This window comes from Peribacillus sp. NPDC097264, assembly GCF_050277925.1.
Lineage (GTDB): Bacteria > Bacillota > Bacilli > Bacillales > DSM-1321 > Peribacillus.
Genome location: NZ_JBNNSR010000007.1, coordinates 79,409 through 99,816 on the forward strand (window position 1 = coordinate 79,409; position 20,408 = coordinate 99,816).

Consider the following 20,408-nt stretch of genomic DNA (forward strand, 5'->3'; position numbering starts at 1 on the left):
CTTACTGAATTGGATTATGGACCGTCACAAGCTTTGTTCCATCCGGAAACGTCGCTTCCACTTGAATATCGTGGATCATCTCCGGGATCCCCTCCATTACATCCTCACTGGATAGAATCATCCGGCCAAATTGCATAAGCTCCGCAACAGAGCGTCCATCCCGTGCCCCTTCCATGATTTCATACGTGATCAAGGCAATGGACTCCGGATAATTCAATTTCACTCCTCTCTCTTTTCTTCTTCTAGCCAAATCCGCTGCAACCACGACCATTAATTTCTCCTGTTCCCTTGCCGTTAAACGCATGACTTCTCTCCTTCTATCATTCTAAAAGAACTGATTTACAAACGAGTCAACCCACATATATAACACAGAAATGTAAGATTTTATAACATATTCTCATTATAAATAATTTTCTGACAATTTCAAGAAGAAAAATGAAAAACGTAAAAACCCTTTCACTCAAACTTGGTGAATATCCATAACCTTGTTATACTTTTATTTAGAAGAAATTTTCTAACAAGATGTGGAGGAATATAAATTGAATTACATAAAAAACCAGTTAAAAGTCACCCGGAGCAGTTTACTAAGTGAAATCAAGGGATTATCGCCAGAGTTTATGGATGTCCAGCCTTCAGGATTCAACAATACGATCCATTGGCACCTTGGTCATGTATTGAGTGCAGCGGAAAAATTCTTATTGGACTCTCCAAATGGCAGTAACCTACCTGACAACTATGGACAACTATTCGGATATGGTTCAAAGCCAGCTGACTGGCCAGAGGATGTCCCATCCACTGATACACTGAAGCTACAGTTAGAGGAGCAACTCGATCGCCTTCTTGCGATTCCAGAAGAAAAATATGCTGATAAAGTGGAAAATCCATTCAAGGGGATGGAAACAGTGGAGGACTTCATTAGCTTTGTCGTCTTACACGAAACGAATCATATCGGACAAATTCATGCGATGAAGCTTCTCGTTCAAGCTTCTAACTGATAACTCAAAAGCCAGGCACACCGATTTTCCAGAAAATCCGGGTGCCTGGCTTTTTTATGTTATGGTCATCAAAGCAAATAAATGGATCGAGTCCCTCCGACCATCCCATTCACAATTTTTTCCCATGCCCATGTCGATCTTCACGATAAGAAGCCGTTCTATTTTAACCCTTTCTATTATAGAAACCACAAGCACGCGTCATGTAGGAAACTTACTCCTCGTTACGTTTCCTTCATATTCCAGACAAAAGAATTCAAATCTATACACAAAAACAAAATTTATCCAGCGCGTGATGTATAAAAACCGGTGAAATGGTTGAAAAATGTAATTTCTTCCATTATAATGATGAGATTGTTTGTAATAATATTTAATCTTAGGATAAAAATGTATGGATTTTCAATTTTCTTCAATCTCCTCTTCCCTCGAATGTAATGTAGATGAACTACTGTCAGTCATGGATCATTCCTAAAAAAAACGAGAATCAGAGATTAATACTATTAAGTAGGTAGGTGACCCCCAAAATGTGTGGATTTGTTGGTTGTATGCATCAAAAACCCAATCAAATGAATATAGACATGAAAGATCAAATAAATAAAATGAATACGCTTATTACACATAGAGGTCCGGATGATGAAGGTTATTATAATGATGCGTATGTCAATTTTGGTTTCAGACGACTCAGTATCATAGGAATCGAAAGTGGACACCAGCCCCTTTCTTATGAAAATGATCGGTATTGGATCATCTTCAATGGTGAAATCTATAACTATATAGAATTACGCGAAGAACTAATCCAAAAAGGTTATGAATTTACTACCGAATCGGACACAGAAGTCATCATTGCCCTGTTCAGTGACCAAAAGGAACGTATGGTGAGCAAATTAAGAGGCATGTTTGCTTTTGTCATCTGGGATAAAGTGGAGCAATCGATATTCGGGGCCAGAGATCAGTTTGGCATCAAGCCCTTCTTTTACTCAGAACAAGAGGAACTAACTTATTTTGCTTCAGAAAAGAAGAGTATTCTTCTAGCGATGGAAGGAAAGATAGATTCCGACTCCTTACAGCACTATCTTAGCTTTCAATATGTACCTGAACCCGATACGATGACAAGCCAAATTAAAAAACTAGCGCCAGGCCATTGCTTCACGAAAAAGCCAGGTGGCAAGATGAATATCAGCCGATATTGGGCACCGACTTTCAAACCGATGGGCCTATCCGAAACACAACTTTCCAAGGAAATTCGTGATGTTTTAATAGATTCGGTGAATGTGCATATGCGAAGTGATGTACCGGTGGGATCGTTCCTATCCGGAGGCATTGATTCTTCGATCATCGTTTCCCTTGCCAAGGAGGTCAACCCCAAACTAAAAACGTTCTCTGTCGGTTTTGAACGGGATGGATTCAGTGAAGTCGACGTGGCGAAAGAAACAGCCCACGCCCTTAATCTAGAGAATATCAGCTATATCATTTCGCCTGAGGAATATCTTGCTGAACTCCCTAAAATCATTTGGCACATGGATGACCCACTGGCAGACCCAGCGGCCGTCCCTTTATATTTCGTGGCTCGTGAAGCCAGAAAACATGTAAAAGTGGTATTATCCGGTGAAGGGGCGGACGAGCTTTTCGGTGGTTATAATATCTATAGGGAACCTCAATCATTGAAAATGTTCAACCATATCCCGAATCCGATCAAACACCTGTTAAAAGTGATGAGTAGGATTTTACCGGATGGAGTGAAGGGGAAAAACTTCATTGAACGTGGTGTCACCCCTTTGCAAGAGAGGTACATCGGTAATGCAAAAATATTTGAAGAACGTGAAAAGAAATCATTGCTTTCGGAATATAAACCAAACTTGGGCTATACGACCGTGACTGATCCCATTTACAATCAATCCAGATCATATGATGCCGTTACGAAAATGCAGCATTTAGATATTCTTACTTGGCTGCAAGGAGACATTCTGTTGAAGGCCGACAAAATGACGATGGCTCACTCTCTTGAACTACGCGTTCCTTTCTTGGATAAAGAAGTGTTTAATGTCGCGACAAAGATTCATTCAGAGCAAAAGATCAAAAACAATACGACTAAATATATACTTCGTAAAGCAGCCGAGGGGATCGTCCCTGACCATGTATTAAATCGGAAGAAATTAGGCTTCCCTGTGCCTATCCGCCATTGGTTAAAGGATGAAATGTATGATTGGGCCAACAATTTGATTCGTACTAGCCCCACAGATTATCTTTTAAATAAAAAAGCGATTTTTGACTTGATGCAGGAACATGTCGCTGGCAAAAAGGATAATAGCAGGAAGTTATGGACCATCATTGTATTTATGATTTGGCATCAAATTTATATAGAATATGCTTATGATTTTAACGATTTAGGTGAGAAACAAGAAAACAAAAAACAAGTTGTACTTACTTAATCGTTCATTCATAGCTATTCAACCTATCCCTATCAAGGCTTCGTCCGAGCCTTGATAGGGATATTTTCATTTATATTGATGCACGATAACAAAACGCGGCGCCCCACCTTTTATCAGAAATAAGAAAAGCACACTAATGCATCACTTGATTTAATTCATAAATAGATTATCATTAGAAAGACTGAAATCTCATTACAAGCTGACAAGCGTACCATTGTCGTTGGCGGTGGACGTTTTTATTGCGACAACTAGAAGGAGCTACTAACATGAACCCATTACAAAAACGTTTTTCCCTAATTAGAGGTAAGTTCTTCGAGAGGGTCATCGACCGGATTACCCCTGAACTGACAGATATTCAACCCGAAGGATTTAATAATAATATTCACTGGCATCTTGGCCATACATTATTTGTAACGGAAAAGTTCTTGCTTGACCATCCGGCAACAGGTAACTTGCCCGCCAATTACGCTGAATTCTTTGCTCAAGGAACCAGTCCTGCTGATTGGACGGATGAAGTCCCATCTGTTGAAGTATTAATTGAGCAATTTAAAGAACAACTTGATCGTCTTCTTGCCATTCCTGAAGAGCGTTTGGCCGAAAAACTCGAAGAACCATTCAAAGGGTTCGAAACATATGGGGAAATGGTGAACCTTGCCCTCTTCCATGAAACTTACCATATGGGCCAAATTCATGCGATGCTACGTGTGATTCACGCTGCAAAATGACATAAACAGAAGGGGCTGTCTAATAAGTCTTTATTCCAGGGAATTTGACAAAAATAAAGAGGCAGAAATGTTGTTAAATCAACGTTTCTGCCTTTTACCATTTATTCAATTTCGGTGTAATTATCCCTTTTGGGACAGCCCCTTCTTACTTTTCTCATGTCAATTGATCATTAATGAAATTACTATAGGCTTGTTCCGCAGCCGCTTCTGATGAAAATAATGCATCATCATCTTCAATCGTATGAAAGGTATCGTTCAGGAATAAAGCGACTGCATTAGGATCTTTCGGATGCTGCACAATTTCTGCAGCCCTTACGTTTGAAACTGAGGGAACGTGCGGATTATTATAAATGACAAACACCTCATCGCCAACTTGTACTTCTTTTGCATTAATAACGTCCATTACATTCTTCCTTTCCTTAGGGATTTACTTAGTTTATGGATAATGAACGAAATTATTTATTGGAAAGATAAACCTAACCATACAAAAAAAGAACCCTTCAATGGAAGGGAGCAGCATCTTTCACTTGAGCATATTCATCTTCTGTAAGAATCCAATCGGGTGCTGCTTGCGGAAGAACTCTTTCAACATATAGGCAATCCCGTCATCATCGTTCGAGCGGGTGACCCATTTGGCAGCTTTTTTGACTTCAGGGTCCGCATTTCCCATGGCAACACCCAAACCTGATCCCGCGATCATCTCTATATCATCCAGTCCGTCCCCAATCGATACGATTTCGGTCCGCTTCACGCCTAAATGATCCGCTAAATACAAAACGCCACTCCATTTTGAAACACCTCTCGGAACGATTGTCAGCCTGTGCCCAGGATTTGTAGTCACTTCAACTTCCGGAAACATGTCTTTTACCAGTTTGTGCATTTCCACTTGATCTTTCTGCTCAGTAAATATGATATCAACTTTTGTCGGGGACATAGGATGATCCATAAGCTCTTCGCTTATGTCATCCACATAGTTTTGGGCATAAATGTTTTGGTCATTCGTATACATGACCGTTTTACCGAGTAAGTTTTCCGGGAGATTAACTCGATTGCCAAGGGAGTACTTTTCATGATGGAGCATTATTTGGGAATTGGTCTTCTCCAGCATTTGCACGAGTTCCACGGTCAATTCTTCTGACATTCTTTTTACCATGATGGGTTTCTCGATGGATGCACCGACAAAAGCTCCGTGTTGGGCAACAATCATTGGATTTATTTTTAGGGCTTTGGCCACTTTTTTGGCAGAATGGTAGTTTCTTGACGTTACAAGTGCAACATGGACACCCTTATCGTGAACATACTCAATGGCCTCTTTGGTCGATTTATTTAAACGGCCATTGGACTGAAGCAATGTTCCATCAATGTTAACCGCTAATAGACGATATACCATGTAGATCTCCCCCATCTGTAATATCCTCTTTCAAATTTATGACTAAAATTTGTAGAGTAGAACAGGATCAGTTTGTCTTTCTTTTTCAAAAAAACTCCTTCGCCATAAGGCAAAGGAGTTTTTTTTGGTATTATTGTTGTTCAGCTGGGCCGTATAAATCTTCTAGTGGCTTCATGATGATTTTGTTAAGGTCGGCAATGACCATGCTCATCCGTTGTTCCGCTTCCATCAATTGAGAAATCGTTGGGTTCTGTTGAACAAGTTGCACAGTTTTTTGAGCTTGTGCCACTTCTTCGGGATCAATTTCCTGCCCCATCATTTGCTTTTGTTGCAATGTCATCTGTAAGTTACGGAAGTTTTCGAACATCCCTTTCGTAGCTGGGTCTGAATTGACTAAATCATATAACCGTTGCAAGTCTGCATATTCATTGCTTGCTCGAATCGCTTTTTCCATTTCATATGCTGCATCATACACGTTACTCATAAAATTTTCCCCTCCCGGTAATCATTGTATTCCTACACCTTTCCCACTATAACAAATCCCTTTACTAATTACACGTCATCCTAATAAAACGGTCACAAATCCTTGGAATAGACCGATGATCCCACCAAGAAGGGCACCTAGGTATGTGATCATCGATAATTCCTTCTTAGTGATGGAGACGACCATTTGCTCCAATCGTGAAACGGAAAAGGAAGATACCTGTTCCTCCACGATATCATCCAAATGCAGTCGTTGGAAGAGTGGCTGGAAATGGACAATTAAATAGTCCGCGGCTTTTTCAACAAAAATCGGAACGCCTTTGTTGACGATGGTATCCGCAAAACTAGCCGTCAGTTCACGAACCGGTTTTTCCATGATGGAAGCGACCGGAATCCATTCTCCCGTTTTTTCTGTAATCAGCGTGCGGATCGTGTCTTTTCCAATTAACCCTTCCACTTTCTCCATATCCCATTTTTCAAGGTTTCTCAACTCTTTTTCCATCATGACCGATAATAAGTCGACCGTCCGGGATTGATCAAAGAATTTAATGATCTCAGGCTGAATCTTATCGATTAACTTTTCATTTCCGATAAACATTTGAATCAAGTTAATCATTTTTCCTCGCTCTTTGAAAAAATCATCAAGCATTTCTTCGAGTCGTCCCTTGCCATCGGCACTGTTGAAGTATTCTTTCCCCTTCGTTACGATATATTTCGAAATGTCCGGGATTGATTTCACCGCTTTTTGCTGGATATTCAAAGGAATGATGTCTTGTAGACTCTTTCCTCGGTTTTCCGCTGCCCATGTTTCGTATTTACCAAGGACGAATGTCTGTAAACGCTGTTCCATTGTCAGGGAAGAATTCTTCATCCCCAATTGGTCCAACAGTTGTGCCGTACTTTTTTCCGAGGACAATGCCTTCTTCACTTCTGACTGTACGAAAATCTTCATATTCTTTATAGAGGCATCATTGATAACCTTACTTTGAATGCTCTCGGGTGTGATTAAATGTTCGACGACCAATTTCCCTAACTGCTTGGCTAACTCATCCTGCCGCTTCGGAATTAAACCCGGTGTCAACGGCACCTGCTTTCCAAAAATAAATATGGGCTTATAGGGTCTGAACAGCATGCGGATTGCCAATAAATTGGTGAACCCTCCTATGACTGCACCGACAACGACCATAAACAGTATTTTTACCCACAACTCATCCATGATGTTTTTCTCCTTTTATTGCTTGAAATAGGGGCTATATGACACGTTCTACTTTGAAAAACATAGAATGTGATATCCACTTTTGCCCATCATTTAATTATAAAAGGATATCAAACTTAGTGCAAACGGGGAATTATTATGACCTTGAAATACCAAAAAGTTTTTATTACGGTAAATTCAGCTGCTACAAGAAAGAAGGCACTGTTGTTTGTCGAAGAAAAACTATTTCAGGAATGGGACCTTCAATATGGAGAACCTCTTACTCTCATTGCCGGACGGCGTTCTGTCCCGGTACTTGTCCAAACATTCGCCTCACCGGAATCCACCATAAAGATCTCACATGATACGAACCAATTCTTATCTCTGCCTCCCTTCTCGGGACCGGTCTCCGTTTCCTTTCATGCAGAGGAGAGAACGTTGCAAATAGCGCCTTTCCTTGCCGTCCTCATTAACCAGGGGCCCTTGCAGAGCGGCACATTCGGTGAAATGGAACCATTTTATCAGGAGATGATAGCCTATTGTAATCAAAAAGGCTTTCCTTTCTTTTTGGCAAAACCACAGCCACTTGCGGACGGGATCCTTACAGGATATTGGCCAGGGGCGAATGGGTGGGAGACCCTTGAGCTCCCCGTTCCTGATGTGTTTTACAATCGGATCCACTCCCGGAAGGTGGAAGGAACACCACTATTCGAAAACTTTTCATCGGAATTGAAATCCCTTGCCATTCCCATGTTCAACGGGCGGTTCCTTTCCAAACATGATGTGCATGAGCTCCTGCTCTCAGATTATAGCCTGCTTCCACATTTACCCGAGACGGTGATGTTTAATGAACAGGAACCCTTCATGACATTTTTAGATAAGCATCCAGTAAGCTATCTAAAGCCCTCGACAGGCAGTCAGGGGCGGAATATCTGCAAGCTGACCGAATCATCGGGCAGATGGGTAATCGAGCATGCCGGAACAGAAAACAATATCCATACTATCGAAACGAAGGAGAAATTATTCTCGGCCTTGAAAAAGTTTTGCCGGAATCAAGCTTACATCCTTCAAAAGGGGATTTCCTTGTTCGAGATCGATCAGAAATTAGTGGATTTCCGCATCCTGCTTCATAAAAACGGACAGCATCAATGGAAGGTCACCTCCATGGTTGCACGAATCGGGGATTCGGGAAATATCGTTTCCAACCTCGCACAAGGTGGTGTCATGAAGAACGGTTCCGACTTTTTAAAAGAGGTCGTGGATCACCAAGAAGCCAAACGTTTATATCAAAGCCTCATCCGTTTAGCCAAGAAGACGGCAGTTGCGCTTGATGACAACCATCCGGAATTATTCGGGGAGCTGGGTATCGATTTAGCCCTTGATAGTAACAAGCATCCTTGGATCATAGAAGTGAATTCGAAGCCCTCAAAAAAATTCCAAGGTACCTATGAAACATTCCGGCCATCTGTAAAGTCGATTATTGAGTTTATGTATGCGATAAATGAGTGAAGACCATCCATAAAAGGAGTTGCTGGCACGTGTTAATAGGGCTAATGTCCACGAAAGATACACAAGAAAATCATTATTTCACCGAGCTAGCCAAGACGGCTAAAACCCTTGGCATGAATGTTTGTAAGTTCGTACCGGAAAATATTGACGTTGATTCGAAGAAAATCAAGGGCGAGCGCTTTGATGGGGAAAAAGAAGTTTGGCTTTCTGCTTCACTTGACCTTCCTGATTTTGTATATGACCGTTGTTTTCATGGCATTTCCCGTGAGCATAATGATATACGTGAGAAAATAAGTTGGTTAAAAGAAAACTCGAATTTTCTTGGGCTTGGCCTCCCTGGCAAATGGGATGTTTACCAAACATTGAAAACCAATCCCCTGCTTCAAGCCTTTATCCCAGAGACGGAGCGGGTCACGACATCTGAGCAAATAATCGAGCACATGGAACGCCTGGAAAAAATCATCATTAAGCCCGAGTTTGGATCAGGCGGTCTTGGCATTTACCTTCTGACGAAAACTAAGGAAGGCACAACCGTCTCCATGACCAAAAAAGGAACGAAATATGACCGCCAATTCGAATCAAAATCGCAACTGAATAAATGGCTACAGCACTTATTAACTCGCTATAGTTACCTATGTCAACCTTATTTAGAATTGAGCAACCAGAAGAACGAACCATTCGACTTACGGATTTTGCTTCAGAAAAACGAAAAAAACCAGTGGCTGGAACGGGGGCGGGGCATTCGTCTTGGGAAACAAGATCATATCACTTCCAATCTGACGACTGGCGGAGAAGCCTTATCGCTTGAAGCCTTCATGAAAAAGAATCCTGATTCCATCCCGGTAACCGTCGAACAAACCATCCAGCATATCCTCCGGACTCTCCCTGTGGAGACGGAAGGCGCTTTTCAAAGGCTATTCGAACTTGGAATCGATTTAGGCATCGATAAGGCGGGGAAAATTTGGATCTTGGACATTAACTCCAAGCCCGGAAGAAAGATCATCCAAACACTCCAACCAGAGTCCATGAAAGAAATTTATCAAGCCCCGTTCAAATATTGCCAATATTTATCCGAACATCTTCTGAAAGCAGGTGAATGACCCATGCGAAAGACATACCCTGCAGAGATTGCCAACATCCCCGGCCACGTCCTTTTTTATCCGTCTGACCTTGGGGAATTGGGGGATATCGAATTAATTTATTTTGGGCAGCATTCCTGCCCTGCAGCCGTCAAGCCAAATCCAGCCATCAAGCAATCAATCGTACTCTCGAATAGTCTTGCAGATTCTTTGATGTTCAACGAGATCGATACTCCCCTTCATTTATTTATATACGGGAAGAGCCTTCATATCGGCCCGCTCATTGGAATTTTCTCATCAGGCTTCACAGGCATTTCCAATAAACCGCTTGGGGAACGTTCCGGCTTTTTTTCAAAATTACTGTCGCTCAGTCAAACAACCGGTTGTATCCCCTTTGTTTTCGGTGAGAATGTCATCAATTGGGATCAAGAAACGATTAAAGGATATGTCTATGAGAAGGAAAACTGGCAGATCAACGAATTCCCTTTTCCCAACGTCGTATATGACCGGCTTCCCAACCGAATGACGGAAAACCGCGAGGGGCCAAAGGAAGTGAAGCAAAAGTTCCAAAAGGAATATAAGATTCCTTGGTACAATCCTGGTTTCTTCAATAAATGGGATGTTTACGAACGGTTGAATGCGGATGATCGGGCTTTGCCATTTTTACCGGAGACCTACCCTTTTCAATCTCTATCCGTCGTCGAGACGCTTCTGTCGCATTATCGCCAAGTCTATATCAAACCCATTCATGGTAGCCTTGGCCTCGGCATTCATCAAATTCTGTATGATAAGCATGAAAATGTCTACTATTGCCGGTATAAAAATGAGGAACAGGAAAACAAATTACAAAAGTTCTCCACACTCGAATCCATCCTCAAACATGTATTTCATAATCGACCGCTTGAGAACCTGATCGTTCAACAAGGCATCCCGTTAATCCGCTCTTCAAAGCGGCCAGTGGATTTCAGGGTCCATACGAACAAGGACAGCAATGGGGTTTGGCAAGTGACGGCCATCGCCGCAAAAGTTTCCGGGGCTGGCAGTGTGACGACCCATATTAAAAGCGGCGGGGTCATCAAGACGGTTGCCGAACTATACGGAGATGACGAAGAAGCTAAACGGATCGAGGAAAAGCTATCAGAGGCCGCTCTTATATTAAGTGAAAGCATCGAGGAGCACCTAGATGGCATCATAGGAGAAATCGGCTTCGATTTCGGATTGGATAAAAAAGGGCAAGTATGGATGTTCGAAGCTAATTCTAAACCAGGCCGTTCTATCTTTTCCCATCCAAAGTTAAAGGAATTTGAACTTTTAACCAGGAAGCTCAGCCTTGATTATGCCATTTATCTTACCGAACAGACGATTTCACAAACGATTGGTACACAGAAATGAACATTTTTTATGATGTTCCCTCTGAGAGATGGAGCCATAACGAGGAAGATATGCAGCTATATGCGGGAGCCGCGAATGAGGAAATCCCTTTTAAGCAGGACACCCAGGATCAGGCACTTTTTCCGATTACTTTATTTCCGGGAAACCGGGTGCTAGTCGTTGGTATCTTGACCTCTCTAGATCCAAGGAAGGAATCAGGTATAGGGGGGAATTTGACGCTTTTTCAGAATTTATCTCAATATTTATCGAATCATGGGATATTGGCCTATGTATTCACGGTTGAATCCTTGCTTTCCAACTACATGAAAGGCTTCATCTTTTCTTCACAAACGAACACATGGAATGAGGTAAAATTACCACTGCCCGATATCGTTTATAATCGCATTCCCAAAAGGGGATTCGAAGCATCGGAAAGTTTTCAAGAACTCCTTTCCTTTTTTAAAGAACATCGCATCACTTTATTCAACCCTCATTTTTTGGATAAGTACTTGATGTACGAAGCATTGACGGAAGATGGATCTCTAGCCCGCCATCTTCCATCGACCATAGACCTATCCGACCCTACCCAACTAGCGGACTTCTTTCATTTCCACAAACATATTTATTTGAAACCATGCAAAGGAAGCCAAGGTAAGGGCATCTACACCCTGCTAGAAAAACCTGATGGCACCCTCCAATTCAATAGCCTGAAACATCAGGAATTGTACCCTGATTTCTCCGCGTTTTGGGAAGCCAATAAGGCGTCGCTCAAAAAGAGGGGGTATCTGGCCCAACGAGCGGTCATTCCAAAGAAACTGAATGGACACCGATACGATTACCGTATTCTTGTTCATTATGAAAATGGGTTTTATAAAGTGACCGGCAAGGGCGTGAGGATGTCGCAAACCCAGGAAATCACAACCCATACGCCAAGGGGGGGAAAGCTTTTTCCCTATCAGCAGCTACAAACGAGGCCGTTAAACAGGAAGTTGGCGAACATTGCGCAAAGATGTGGAATCATCCTCTCCAGGAAGTTTGGCTTTCTTGGGGAATTCTCCATTGATATCGGGGAAGATACATCCGGTGCTCTATTCATTTATGAAGTCAATTCAAAACCCATGCAATTTGATGAAGAGGAAATTGAAGCGAGCCGCCTACTACATTTAAAAAACCTGTTCATTGAATTAACTTTTCCGAATCACATAAGAAAATAACCTCCATCCTGCTTTTTCCATTATAATGAAATGAGAAACAGCGATATGGAGGTTATACATATGATTACACATTTTCAATGGAAGCCGCTGCACAAGAATTTACCTGGCTGGAAGATTTCCTTTTACTTCAATAAATTGGCCGTCCAAGCCCTCTATCATAAAGATGGGTCCATCGAGTGGTTAACCAATCCGCCTGAAGAATCAGAGGAAGAAAAACTTAAGGGCATGATCCATGATTTAATGGTGTATCACGTGTACGAATAAACAGAATAAAGAATCCCTCTTTGGCTAACACTATTAAAAAGCCAAGGAGGGATTTCATTTGGATAAAGAAAAGATTACATTTCTGAAGGATACCGAGTATGACGGTAAGGATTCTGTATACCTCGATATCGATCGTATCATCAATGAAGGACTTGCTGGCGGAAACGTCTATGAAGCCGCGGACACCTTGAACATTGAGGAAGCCCATGACTTTCATGATGAAACGGAACCGAACATCAATAAAGATTGAAAACAAGGGCTTCCCTTATGGGCGGCTCTTTATTTGATTTCTTGATAGCCGAATATTTCTAGATTCACTTGGCTAAAGGCTCTTTCAAGATTTGCTTCGTATTCTTTCCTATCTTCTACGTTTTTGCCATGAACCTGGATTTCCTCAATCAAGCTTGCTCGGCAATCATCTAAAGATATCATTTCTTCCACACAAAAGTTACGCATGATTTGCGCTTTTAAATAGTCCGTAAAATGCTCAACTGTACCAAACAATGATATGGCCCCCTATGATAGCTGTCCTGTCTAATTAACAGGATTCTTTTTGAATGTTGTCCAATATGGACTTGTAAAAAACAAAAAACAACTTCCCATTCAGAAGTTGTTAGAGTGCAAACGAAACATAACAAAAATGACCATGATTCCCCATTTTTCTACAAAAATAAGAAAGCATGTTCTTGCTAATTTTTCGCACTTAACACCCCCTATCCTCGTAGGTTTCTGGCGTTGTGCTAAAAACGGGCAGGTCTCCTGGCTCATGATCATCGCTTTTCGAACCTTCCCATCTTTTCTTGCAAAAAAGACAGTGGCATTCCTTCGAATCGCTCTCATTTACAGTTGCGGGACAGCGTCGGATTCTAACCGACTTCCCTTTTAAGCAGATAAGCTACACTTTCTTATCTGCACCCATTTCTAGACGAAATACTATTTTTCAGTTTAACTGTATCAAATTTTCACTAGGATTACAATGAGACTCCTGCCTTGTTCTTGGGCCCTATCTATCCTCTTTCCTCTTATTCATCATTTCTTCCTGTCCTCTGAATACACCCTACTCTCTTTCAGGATCGATGTAATGATATGCTCCGAATCCCATTCATGACCGGATATCTCGATAAGCGGATACCGATTAGGCAACACGTTTTGCTGAATTTCATGGACTTCCAATCCTTGATCATGCAAACGCAGAATTTCACCGCGCAGATTTTCCAAGTAACTGAGCTTTCTTTCAAACATTTCCTTTCCGTTCGGGACATATCCGGCATGGCAGCAAAAGACCTCTTTAAAATCATACTGAAGCAGTTTCTTGATGGATTCCATGATGACCGGGATAGATTCTTCCCTTAAAACTAGCTTCGTTTTCGGCGTTACAAACAGGTCACCCGAAAACAGCATGCCATTACTATGGTTCAGGTAAACCATATGGTCCCTCGAATGCCCTGGCGTAAAGATTGGCTCCCATGTTTGAGTGCGTGAATGGACGACCCCTCCTAATGGTTCTGCCTTGAAGGCATCCCTATCTCCCCAAAAAACTCTACGGTAATCGGGATATTCTGCATCCTTTGCACAAATATCGAGGGACATCGGATGAATATAGATGGGAACGTTCCTATGTTCCTGTATCCATGCGGCCCCACCCGTATGGTCCTCATGATAATGCGTCAGCGCAACCATATCGTAATCAGCGGTTTCAAAGAATGGAGTAAGTTCCTTCAACAAGATTTTTGCCCCCGTATCAACTAACATGCCATCGGTTAAGAACACATTCACGCTCATGCCTGATTTGTTTCCTTCCGGTGTCCCTTTTACGCAAACCACATCATTTATCGTTTTCATTTCCAGCATGACTTTCCACCCCAATCATTTTTTTGGAAAAACTCATCATCCTTTATTTTCTAATTTACTTACAATAAATGTATTATCTCTCCATACTTTTTACAAGTATAATATTTTTTCTAATGATGGGAGTGATCAAAGTCCATATTCTTACGCAGACAGGCCATGTAAGATCCGGGACGTTCCGTGTAACTTAGCAAATGGCCACTATAATCTGGGCAAGTAGATCGTTCGATTCATAATCTTGATAAAATTCAAAAAATAATTGACATTACTGTATTTAACAAATAATATAGATTATATTAAAAAAATAATAAAATACTAAAATAGTAATTAACTTATCAAGAGTGACTGAGGGACCAGGCCCTATGACGTCCGGCAACCGCCCCACATCGGGAATGGTGCCCCTTCCTGCAGAATGAAATACCATTCTGAAAGATAAGACGGGATATAATTTCGCTGCCTCTTTCTGAATGATAGAGGTAGCTTTTTTATGTATAAGGAGGATAGCATCATGATTGAAATTCGTTCAGTTCGAAAGGAATATATCTCGAAGAATACCCGAGTTATCGGAGTGGATAATGTATCTTTAACCATTCAAACGGGAGAGGTTTATGGGATTGTCGGGTATAGCGGCGCGGGAAAGAGTTCATTGATTCGCTGTCTGAATCTTCTTGAGCGTCCGACCAATGGTAGCATCATCATCGATGGCGTCGACTTAACAACCTTATCAAGCCAGGAGCTTCGCAAACAACGCCAGAAAATCGGCATGATATTTCAGCATTTTTCCCTAGTCAGTTCCAAAACGGTTTTTGACAATATCTCCTTCGCCTTGAAAGCCGCCCATCAACCAAAGGAGGTCATTACTAACCGCGTGCTGGAACTATTGGATATCGTTGGCCTTCGTGATAAAAAAGATGTTTATCCGGCTCAACTCAGTGGCGGACAAAAACAGCGGGTAGGCATTGCACGGGCCTTAGCGAATGACCCTACCGTCCTATTATGTGATGAAGCGACATCAGCCCTTGATCCAACCACTACGAAGTCGATCTTACAGTTGTTGAAAAAGATCAATAAAGAACTGGGCATCACCATCGTGTTGATCACCCATGAAATGGAAGTGGTCAAGGAACTGTGCCATCGTGTCTCCGTCATGCAAGATGGACGAATTATCGAAGATGGCCCTGTTTATGAAATATTTTCCCAACCCAAACAAGAACTGACTAAGCAGTTCATCAGCAGCGTGTTGGATTTTGAACTTCCTCCCCACCTTATAAGGGAAAACAAAGGAACGATTATCAAAATACAATTTGAAGGGCAAACCGCTGGTGAATCGATTCTCTCGGATACTCTACAAAACTATTCTGTCAGAGGGAATATCCTGCACGGGAAAATTGAATATATCCAGGATGTCCCTCTAGGAATCTTGATCATCGAATTGATTGGTGAGCCTGAAGAAGTGCAAGTAGCCCTTGAATACATAATAAGCCGGACCCAATCTGTGGAGGTGTTAAAGCATGTCACTGCTTGATTCCATCATCAATATTTTACCTGACCTTAATAAAGCCTTTCTGGAAACGATTTATATGGTCGGAATTTCCCTTGCGGTTGCCCTCCTGATTGGACTGCCTCTAGGAGTATTGCTGTTTACGACGACCAGGAATTTGTTCTTTGAAAATATCACGTTGAATCGATCCCTCGGTTTCGTGGTTAATCTAGTCCGCTCGATTCCGTTTATCATTCTTTTAGTCGCTTTGCTTCCTTTAACCGAATTCCTTACCGGGTCAACGATTGGACCGCTAGCGGCTTCCGTTTCCCTATCAGTCTCCGCCATTCCTTTTTTCGCTAGGATCGTAGAATCTGCATTGAGGGAAATAGATAAGGGAGTGATCGAAGCCGCCATTGCAGTGGGCGCTTCCCCATGGATGATCATCAAGGATGTGCTTCTTCCTGAAGCAAGGCCTGGAATCATCCAAGGCGTGACATTAACGACGATATCACTCATCGGCTTCTCGGCTATGGCAGGAACAATCGGCGGAGGAGGAATCGGTGACCTCGCGATTCGTTTCGGCTATTACCGTTATGACAACACGATCATGATCACAACGGTGGTCGTTCTGATCTGTCTTGTCCAAATCATCCAAATGATAGGCGATAAGGCCTCTCACTATGTAAACAAACGATAAGATTCATGAATGTTAACGATGACACTACATTAAACAAGGAGGAATTTTTCATGAAAAAAATCACTTCATTATTATCTATATGTGCATTAGCCCTTGGGTTGTCAGCTTGCGGAAATGACGATGCGACAACTAAAACGGAGGACAAAAAAGAATTAAAAATCGGGGCAACGACTGGCCCTTATGCCGACATGGTCATAGAGGCCATACAACCCGGACTTGAAGACCTTGGCTACAAAGTGGACATCGTCGAATTCAGTGATTATATCCAGCCGAATAAATCACTTGGTAATGGTTCGATCGATGCCAACCTCTTTCAGCATAAAGTGTATATGGATAATTTCGCAAAGGAACATGATTTAGAGCTCTCTGACCTTATTATTGTTCCAACGGCACCGATGGGCATTTACTCCACGGAATACAAATCATTGGCCGATATTAAAGATGGTGCGACCATCGCCGTTCCCAATGACCCAGTCAACCTCTCCCGTGCACTTAAAGTTTTATTGGATGAGGGCCTGATTGAAGTGGATCCGGATGTTGATCCATTAAGAATATCTGAGAAAGATGTAACAAAGAATCCGAAGAACATTCAATTCGAACCACTGGAATCGGCACAATTACCTCGTGCAACGGACAGTGTTGACCTATCGGCCGTTCCTGGTAATTTTGCGATTGCCGCCAAAATGGACCTTCAAGATGCTCTTGCATTAGAAAACATGCCAGATACGTATCGCAATGTCGTGGCTGTAAACACTAAGGATAAAGACGCCCAATTTGCAAAAGATATTAAATCAGTTGTAGAAAGTGCCGAATTTGAAAAAGTGATTGATGACAAGTTCCAAGGCTTCGGTAAACCCGATTGGATGAAATAAGGAAACAGCAAGTATGGGTCTGCTCCTGTCTGGGGCAGGCCTTTACTGATTAACAATACCTATGAATTCAGTCATTGTTTTCTTTTCCGCTTTGCCCTTTTTGGATATAATGGAATGGAAAGAAGGTGAACATGATGCTTAATAAGCTTAAACATACATTCCCAAACTCCCTTTCAGATAAAAAAGATGCACAGGACATCTCGGCATATTTCTGGTTGGAAGATCCATTCGGCCATACAATTGGCATTCCCCGCTCAGACATATCGGCGGAGGAAATCCGTTTGCTTACGCTACTCTTTGACACTCCATCACTCCAAAGTCCAAACACCTCCACTACCCAAACTACTTGGAATGATTTTTTATTTGGGCCGCGTGCCTCCCAGCCCCTAACGAACTGGGAGAATGTCCGGTTCACCTACTTTAACCTGGCCCATGGGGATTTTTCACACGATCATTTCGAGGAAGCGATTCTCTCATTCGTACCATCCGATTCCATCCTGGTCTGGGAGAATGGAACGGCGGGAACCTTAATTGAATCAGACATGGATGAACCCTTATCGACGCATGATTTTCTCGCCATCTCATCTACACTCGAGAGTGACTTTTACGTGAAGATCAGGGTCTATGCCGGTCAATTTCACCCTGTCGATGCGGACCTTCATCACCATCTGATACAAGAGAGAAAATGTTTCACACTTTCTTTGCTCCATCTATCCGATGTTAAGGTGACAGAATTACCCAATATTATCCCCTACGCACTCATGAATGCCTGTACTGACATGGATAAAAGATGGTACATCAATGAATTGCTTGGCAAGACGCGGCAGGATCATGAATTGATCAAAACGGTTAAAACGTATATCGAATGTAATTCCAACGCCTCATCGGCAGCTAAACAACTTTATATCCATCGGAACAGCCTGCAATACAGGATAGATAAATTCGCTGAAAAAACAGGACTGGATGTACGGAATTTCCCGCATGCTTTGGCTGCCTACCTCCTCATTCTCTTAAATGAGCAAAAAGGATAATTATCCCTTTTGTGCAGTGTGCCCATATTTATTTCAGTATTGATAGAGTAGACTATAAATATCATTACGAATTTAGGAGTTTAAGAGGAGGAATAGTTCATGGCAGAGTTAGTATTGGATCATATCTTCAAGATTTATGATAATAAGGTGACAGCCGTTAAAGACTTCAACCTTAGCGTGGCCGATAAGGAATTCATTGTTTTCGTCGGACCCTCGGGGTGTGGAAAGTCGACCACTTTAAGGATGATTGCCGGCCTTGAGGACATCTCCCAAGGGGATCTTTTTATAGATGGCAAGCGGGTCAATGATGTGCCTCCAAAAGATCGGGACATTGCGATGGTTTTCCAGAACTACGCTTTATATCCTCATATGACCGTCTATGACAATATGGCTTTTGGACTGAAGCTAAGGAAAACGCCGAAGAAGGAAATCAAGCAACGCGTCCATGATGCTGCCAAGATCCTTGGACTTGAAGACTTCTTACAACGGAAGCCTAAAGCCCTTTCTGGCGGGCAGCGCCAGCGTGTGGCACTTGGAAGGGCCATTGTTCGGGATGCCAAAGTCTTCTTGATGGATGAGCCCCTTTCCAACCTTGATGCAAAACTTCGGGTACAAATGCGCGCAGAAATCGCTAAACTGCACAAACGGATCAATACAACAACGATTTATGTCACCCATGACCAAACAGAAGCCATGACCATGGCCACCCGGCTTGTAGTCATGAAGGATGGCATCATCCAGCAAGTGGGCGCACCGAAGGATGTCTATGAAAAGCCTGTAAATGTCTTCGTAGGCGGATTCATCGGCTCACCTGCCATGAACTTCTTTACGGGTACCTTGCAGGATGGATTCATTCAAATTGGGGAGCAAACACTTGAGGTGCCCCCTTTCAAAATGGATACGCTTCGTAATCAAGGCTATATCGGAAAAGACATCATTCTTGGCATCCGGCCTGAAGATTTCCATAACGAAGAAACATTCATTTCCGCATCGCCCACTTCAACTTTCACGGCACAAGTCGATGTGGCCGAGCTAATGGGTGCCGAAATCATGCTTTATTCGACATTCGCAGGACAGGACTTTGTTGCCCGGGTGGATGCCAAACATATCATCCAGGCTGGTGATGCCATTGACCTGGCCCTTGATATGAATAAAACCCATTTCTTCGATAAAGAGTCCGAGCAACGCATTTTTGACGAAGAATCAGAAATGGAAGGCAACCAGCAAACGAAGATGGCTTAAGTAATTACTTTTTGATTTGGATTTGCATACAACTGAGGGAAGCCTTATCGACCAAGGCTTCCCTCAACTTATTTCTCAAATCGAACCAATGTCTTTTTAGGCATTTCAATCGAATCAACATTCAATGTATCCATTTTTAACGTTAACTCACCTACTCGTTTTTCTTTCTCCTCCCCTACCCACCAACTATACAATTCGAAATACTCACCTTTCTCAAGATAGTCATTCATCATTTCGCATAATGCTGTAAGCTTCTTTTTTGATTCAAAACACTGGCTTGGACTCATATCTTTTGAAATTTCAATTCCCCAGTCGGATGACACTTCATAAACAAACTGTGCCGTGAATTGATACTTTTTCACATGTTGTTTGTCGTACTTACTTGAAAAACAATTTCCAATCTGAATTAAGGCGTTATGCTCCCCATCTTCACAAGGAAGGAGTTCCACGTTCCACCCAATATAGCTCGCTAAACTCACATTACATGCTCCTTTATACTCCTCTTTTCCTCGATATATGGACGATTCGCCGAACTATTCTATTCCAAAAACTTACCTCATCCACTTCTATCGACCCGCTCCACG

General features: G+C 42.2%; 22 protein-coding genes and 2 riboswitches. Of the genes, 14 read left to right on the forward strand and 8 right to left on the reverse strand.

All coding sequences use genetic code 11. The annotated features are described in order from the left end of the window. Nucleotide 1: 1 nt before the first annotated feature. On the reverse strand, nt 2-304 hold the full coding sequence (locus tag ACQKL0_RS12615; protein WP_402867687.1) for an urease subunit gamma: 303 nt from the start codon (nt 302-304) through the stop codon (nt 2-4). 235 nt (nt 305-539) lie between these two features. On the opposite strand from ACQKL0_RS12615, the gene ACQKL0_RS12620 reads away from it, so the two are divergent. From ACQKL0_RS12620 to ACQKL0_RS12630, 3 genes are all read left to right on the forward strand, one after another. Beyond that, nucleotides 540-995 (forward strand): DinB family protein, encoded by a 456-nt coding sequence (locus ACQKL0_RS12620; protein WP_402867686.1) that lies wholly within the window; start codon nt 540-542, stop codon nt 993-995. Nucleotides 996-1,516: 521 nt separating this feature from the next. After that, a complete protein-coding gene (gene asnB / locus ACQKL0_RS12625) occupies nt 1,517-3,421 on the forward strand; it encodes an asparagine synthase (glutamine-hydrolyzing) (RefSeq protein WP_427687924.1) in 1,905 nt (634 codons plus the stop codon). Nucleotides 3,422-3,687: 266 nt separating this feature from the next. Further along, a complete protein-coding gene (locus ACQKL0_RS12630) occupies nt 3,688-4,146 on the forward strand; it encodes a DinB family protein (RefSeq protein WP_427687926.1) in 459 nt (152 codons plus the stop codon). A gap of 154 nt (nt 4,147-4,300) precedes the next feature. On the opposite strand, the gene ACQKL0_RS12635 is transcribed toward ACQKL0_RS12630, so the two are convergent. The 4 genes from ACQKL0_RS12635 to ACQKL0_RS12650 all read right to left on the reverse strand — a co-directional run bounded on the left by ACQKL0_RS12635 (nt 4,301) and on the right by ACQKL0_RS12650 (nt 7,235). After that, nucleotides 4,301-4,549: a transcriptional regulator SplA domain-containing protein gene (locus ACQKL0_RS12635; protein WP_402867683.1), complete on the reverse strand. Its 249-nt coding sequence runs from the start codon at nt 4,547-4,549 to the stop codon at nt 4,301-4,303. Nucleotides 4,550-4,669: 120 nt separating this feature from the next. Next, nucleotides 4,670-5,536: a Cof-type HAD-IIB family hydrolase gene (locus tag ACQKL0_RS12640; protein ID WP_402867682.1), complete on the reverse strand. Its 867-nt coding sequence runs from the start codon at nt 5,534-5,536 to the stop codon at nt 4,670-4,672. 130 nt (nt 5,537-5,666) lie between these two features. Next, entirely contained in the window at nt 5,667-6,020 is a 354-nt protein-coding gene (locus tag ACQKL0_RS12645) for a YlbF family regulator (protein WP_427687928.1), read from the reverse strand. A gap of 75 nt (nt 6,021-6,095) precedes the next feature. Next, the gene (locus ACQKL0_RS12650; RefSeq protein WP_427687930.1) at nt 6,096-7,235 is read right to left on the reverse strand and encodes a DUF445 domain-containing protein; all 1,140 of its coding nucleotides are present in this window, start codon (nt 7,233-7,235) and stop codon (nt 6,096-6,098) included. A gap of 138 nt (nt 7,236-7,373) precedes the next feature. On the opposite strand from ACQKL0_RS12650, the gene ACQKL0_RS12655 reads away from it, so the two are divergent. The 6 genes from ACQKL0_RS12655 to ACQKL0_RS12680 are packed head-to-tail and all read left to right on the forward strand — an operon-like array spanning nt 7,374 to nt 12,901. After that, a complete protein-coding gene (locus ACQKL0_RS12655) occupies nt 7,374-8,723 on the forward strand; it encodes a YheC/YheD family protein (protein ID WP_427687932.1) in 1,350 nt (449 codons plus the stop codon). 29 nt (nt 8,724-8,752) lie between these two features. Then, nucleotides 8,753-9,823: a YheC/YheD family protein gene (locus ACQKL0_RS12660; RefSeq protein ID WP_427687934.1), complete on the forward strand. Its 1,071-nt coding sequence runs from the start codon at nt 8,753-8,755 to the stop codon at nt 9,821-9,823. Nucleotides 9,824-9,826: 3 nt separating this feature from the next. Next, on the forward strand, nt 9,827-11,194 hold the full coding sequence (locus tag ACQKL0_RS12665) for a YheC/YheD family protein (protein ID WP_402867677.1): 1,368 nt from the start codon (nt 9,827-9,829) through the stop codon (nt 11,192-11,194). A gap of 50 nt (nt 11,195-11,244) precedes the next feature. Continuing rightward, nucleotides 11,245-12,387 carry a YheC/YheD family protein gene (locus ACQKL0_RS12670; RefSeq protein WP_427687935.1) on the forward strand — a complete coding sequence of 381 codons (1,143 nt, stop codon included), beginning with the start codon at nt 11,245-11,247 and terminating at the stop codon, nt 12,385-12,387. 60 nt (nt 12,388-12,447) lie between these two features. After that, nucleotides 12,448-12,651 carry a YheE family protein gene (locus tag ACQKL0_RS12675; RefSeq protein ID WP_402955652.1) on the forward strand — a complete coding sequence of 68 codons (204 nt, stop codon included), beginning with the start codon at nt 12,448-12,450 and terminating at the stop codon, nt 12,649-12,651. Between the two features lie 58 nt (nt 12,652-12,709). After that, entirely contained in the window at nt 12,710-12,901 is a 192-nt protein-coding gene (locus tag ACQKL0_RS12680) for a hypothetical protein (RefSeq protein WP_402867674.1), read from the forward strand. A 29-nt stretch (nt 12,902-12,930) separates the two neighbouring features. Here the strand turns inward: ACQKL0_RS12680 and ACQKL0_RS12685 are convergent, their stop codons facing one another. Continuing rightward, nucleotides 12,931-13,155, reverse strand: coding sequence for a hypothetical protein (locus ACQKL0_RS12685; RefSeq protein WP_402867673.1), 225 nt, complete (start codon nt 13,153-13,155; stop codon nt 12,931-12,933). A gap of 228 nt (nt 13,156-13,383) precedes the next feature. After that, a riboswitch (cobalamin riboswitch) is annotated at nt 13,384-13,585 on the reverse strand. A gap of 95 nt (nt 13,586-13,680) precedes the next feature. After that, nucleotides 13,681-14,502, reverse strand: coding sequence for an MBL fold metallo-hydrolase (locus ACQKL0_RS12690; RefSeq protein ID WP_407407208.1), 822 nt, complete (start codon nt 14,500-14,502; stop codon nt 13,681-13,683). A 326-nt stretch (nt 14,503-14,828) separates the two neighbouring features. Further along, nucleotides 14,829-14,938, forward strand: a riboswitch (SAM riboswitch). Nucleotides 14,939-15,007: 69 nt separating this feature from the next. Here ACQKL0_RS12690 and ACQKL0_RS12695 point away from each other — a divergent pair. From ACQKL0_RS12695 to ACQKL0_RS12715, 5 genes are all read left to right on the forward strand, one after another. After that, nucleotides 15,008-16,024, forward strand: a complete 1,017-nt coding sequence (locus ACQKL0_RS12695) for a methionine ABC transporter ATP-binding protein (protein ID WP_427687938.1) — start codon at nt 15,008-15,010, stop codon at nt 16,022-16,024. Continuing rightward, nucleotides 16,011-16,679 (forward strand): methionine ABC transporter permease, encoded by a 669-nt coding sequence (locus ACQKL0_RS12700; protein WP_402990204.1) that lies wholly within the window; start codon nt 16,011-16,013, stop codon nt 16,677-16,679. The genes ACQKL0_RS12695 and ACQKL0_RS12700 overlap by 14 nt, the downstream gene beginning before the upstream one ends. A 50-nt stretch (nt 16,680-16,729) precedes the next feature. Then, nucleotides 16,730-17,551: a MetQ/NlpA family ABC transporter substrate-binding protein gene (locus ACQKL0_RS12705; RefSeq protein ID WP_403123518.1), complete on the forward strand. Its 822-nt coding sequence runs from the start codon at nt 16,730-16,732 to the stop codon at nt 17,549-17,551. 134 nt (nt 17,552-17,685) lie between these two features. Continuing rightward, nucleotides 17,686-18,582, forward strand: coding sequence for a PucR family transcriptional regulator (locus ACQKL0_RS12710; RefSeq protein WP_427687940.1), 897 nt, complete (start codon nt 17,686-17,688; stop codon nt 18,580-18,582). 99 nt (nt 18,583-18,681) lie between these two features. Continuing rightward, a complete protein-coding gene (locus tag ACQKL0_RS12715; RefSeq protein ID WP_402867667.1) occupies nt 18,682-19,824 on the forward strand; it encodes an ABC transporter ATP-binding protein in 1,143 nt (380 codons plus the stop codon). Nucleotides 19,825-19,892: 68 nt separating this feature from the next. On the opposite strand, the gene ACQKL0_RS12720 is transcribed toward ACQKL0_RS12715, so the two are convergent. Continuing rightward, complete coding sequence (locus tag ACQKL0_RS12720) at nt 19,893-20,303, reverse strand: hypothetical protein (protein WP_427687942.1); 411 nt, start codon at nt 20,301-20,303, stop codon at nt 19,893-19,895. Nucleotides 20,304-20,408: the final 105 nt, after the last annotated feature.

Coding starts and splice junctions, on each gene's coding strand:
- ACQKL0_RS12665 (WP_402867677.1), top strand. CDS start 9,827: ATGCGAAAGACATACCCTGCAGAGATTGCCAACATCCCCGGCCACGTC.
- asnB (WP_427687924.1), top strand. CDS start 1,517: ATGTGTGGATTTGTTGGTTGTATGCATCAAAAACCCAATCAAATGAAT.
- ACQKL0_RS12670 (WP_427687935.1), top strand. CDS start 11,245: ATGCAGCTATATGCGGGAGCCGCGAATGAGGAAATCCCTTTTAAGCAG.
- ACQKL0_RS12695 (WP_427687938.1), top strand. CDS start 15,008: ATGATTGAAATTCGTTCAGTTCGAAAGGAATATATCTCGAAGAATACC.
- ACQKL0_RS12635 (WP_402867683.1), bottom strand. CDS start 4,549: ATGGACGTTATTAATGCAAAAGAAGTACAAGTTGGCGATGAGGTGTTT.
- ACQKL0_RS12630 (WP_427687926.1), top strand. CDS start 3,688: ATGAACCCATTACAAAAACGTTTTTCCCTAATTAGAGGTAAGTTCTTC.
- ACQKL0_RS12615 (WP_402867687.1), bottom strand. CDS start 304: ATGCGTTTAACGGCAAGGGAACAGGAGAAATTAATGGTCGTGGTTGCA.
- ACQKL0_RS12690 (WP_407407208.1), bottom strand. CDS start 14,502: ATGCTGGAAATGAAAACGATAAATGATGTGGTTTGCGTAAAAGGGACA.
- ACQKL0_RS12645 (WP_427687928.1), bottom strand. CDS start 6,020: ATGAGTAACGTGTATGATGCAGCATATGAAATGGAAAAAGCGATTCGA.
- ACQKL0_RS12715 (WP_402867667.1), top strand. CDS start 18,682: ATGGCAGAGTTAGTATTGGATCATATCTTCAAGATTTATGATAATAAG.
- ACQKL0_RS12675 (WP_402955652.1), top strand. CDS start 12,448: ATGATTACACATTTTCAATGGAAGCCGCTGCACAAGAATTTACCTGGC.
- ACQKL0_RS12705 (WP_403123518.1), top strand. CDS start 16,730: ATGAAAAAAATCACTTCATTATTATCTATATGTGCATTAGCCCTTGGG.
- ACQKL0_RS12655 (WP_427687932.1), top strand. CDS start 7,374: ATGACCTTGAAATACCAAAAAGTTTTTATTACGGTAAATTCAGCTGCT.
- ACQKL0_RS12710 (WP_427687940.1), top strand. CDS start 17,686: ATGCTTAATAAGCTTAAACATACATTCCCAAACTCCCTTTCAGATAAA.
- ACQKL0_RS12640 (WP_402867682.1), bottom strand. CDS start 5,536: ATGGTATATCGTCTATTAGCGGTTAACATTGATGGAACATTGCTTCAG.
- ACQKL0_RS12650 (WP_427687930.1), bottom strand. CDS start 7,235: ATGGATGAGTTGTGGGTAAAAATACTGTTTATGGTCGTTGTCGGTGCA.
- ACQKL0_RS12700 (WP_402990204.1), top strand. CDS start 16,011: ATGTCACTGCTTGATTCCATCATCAATATTTTACCTGACCTTAATAAA.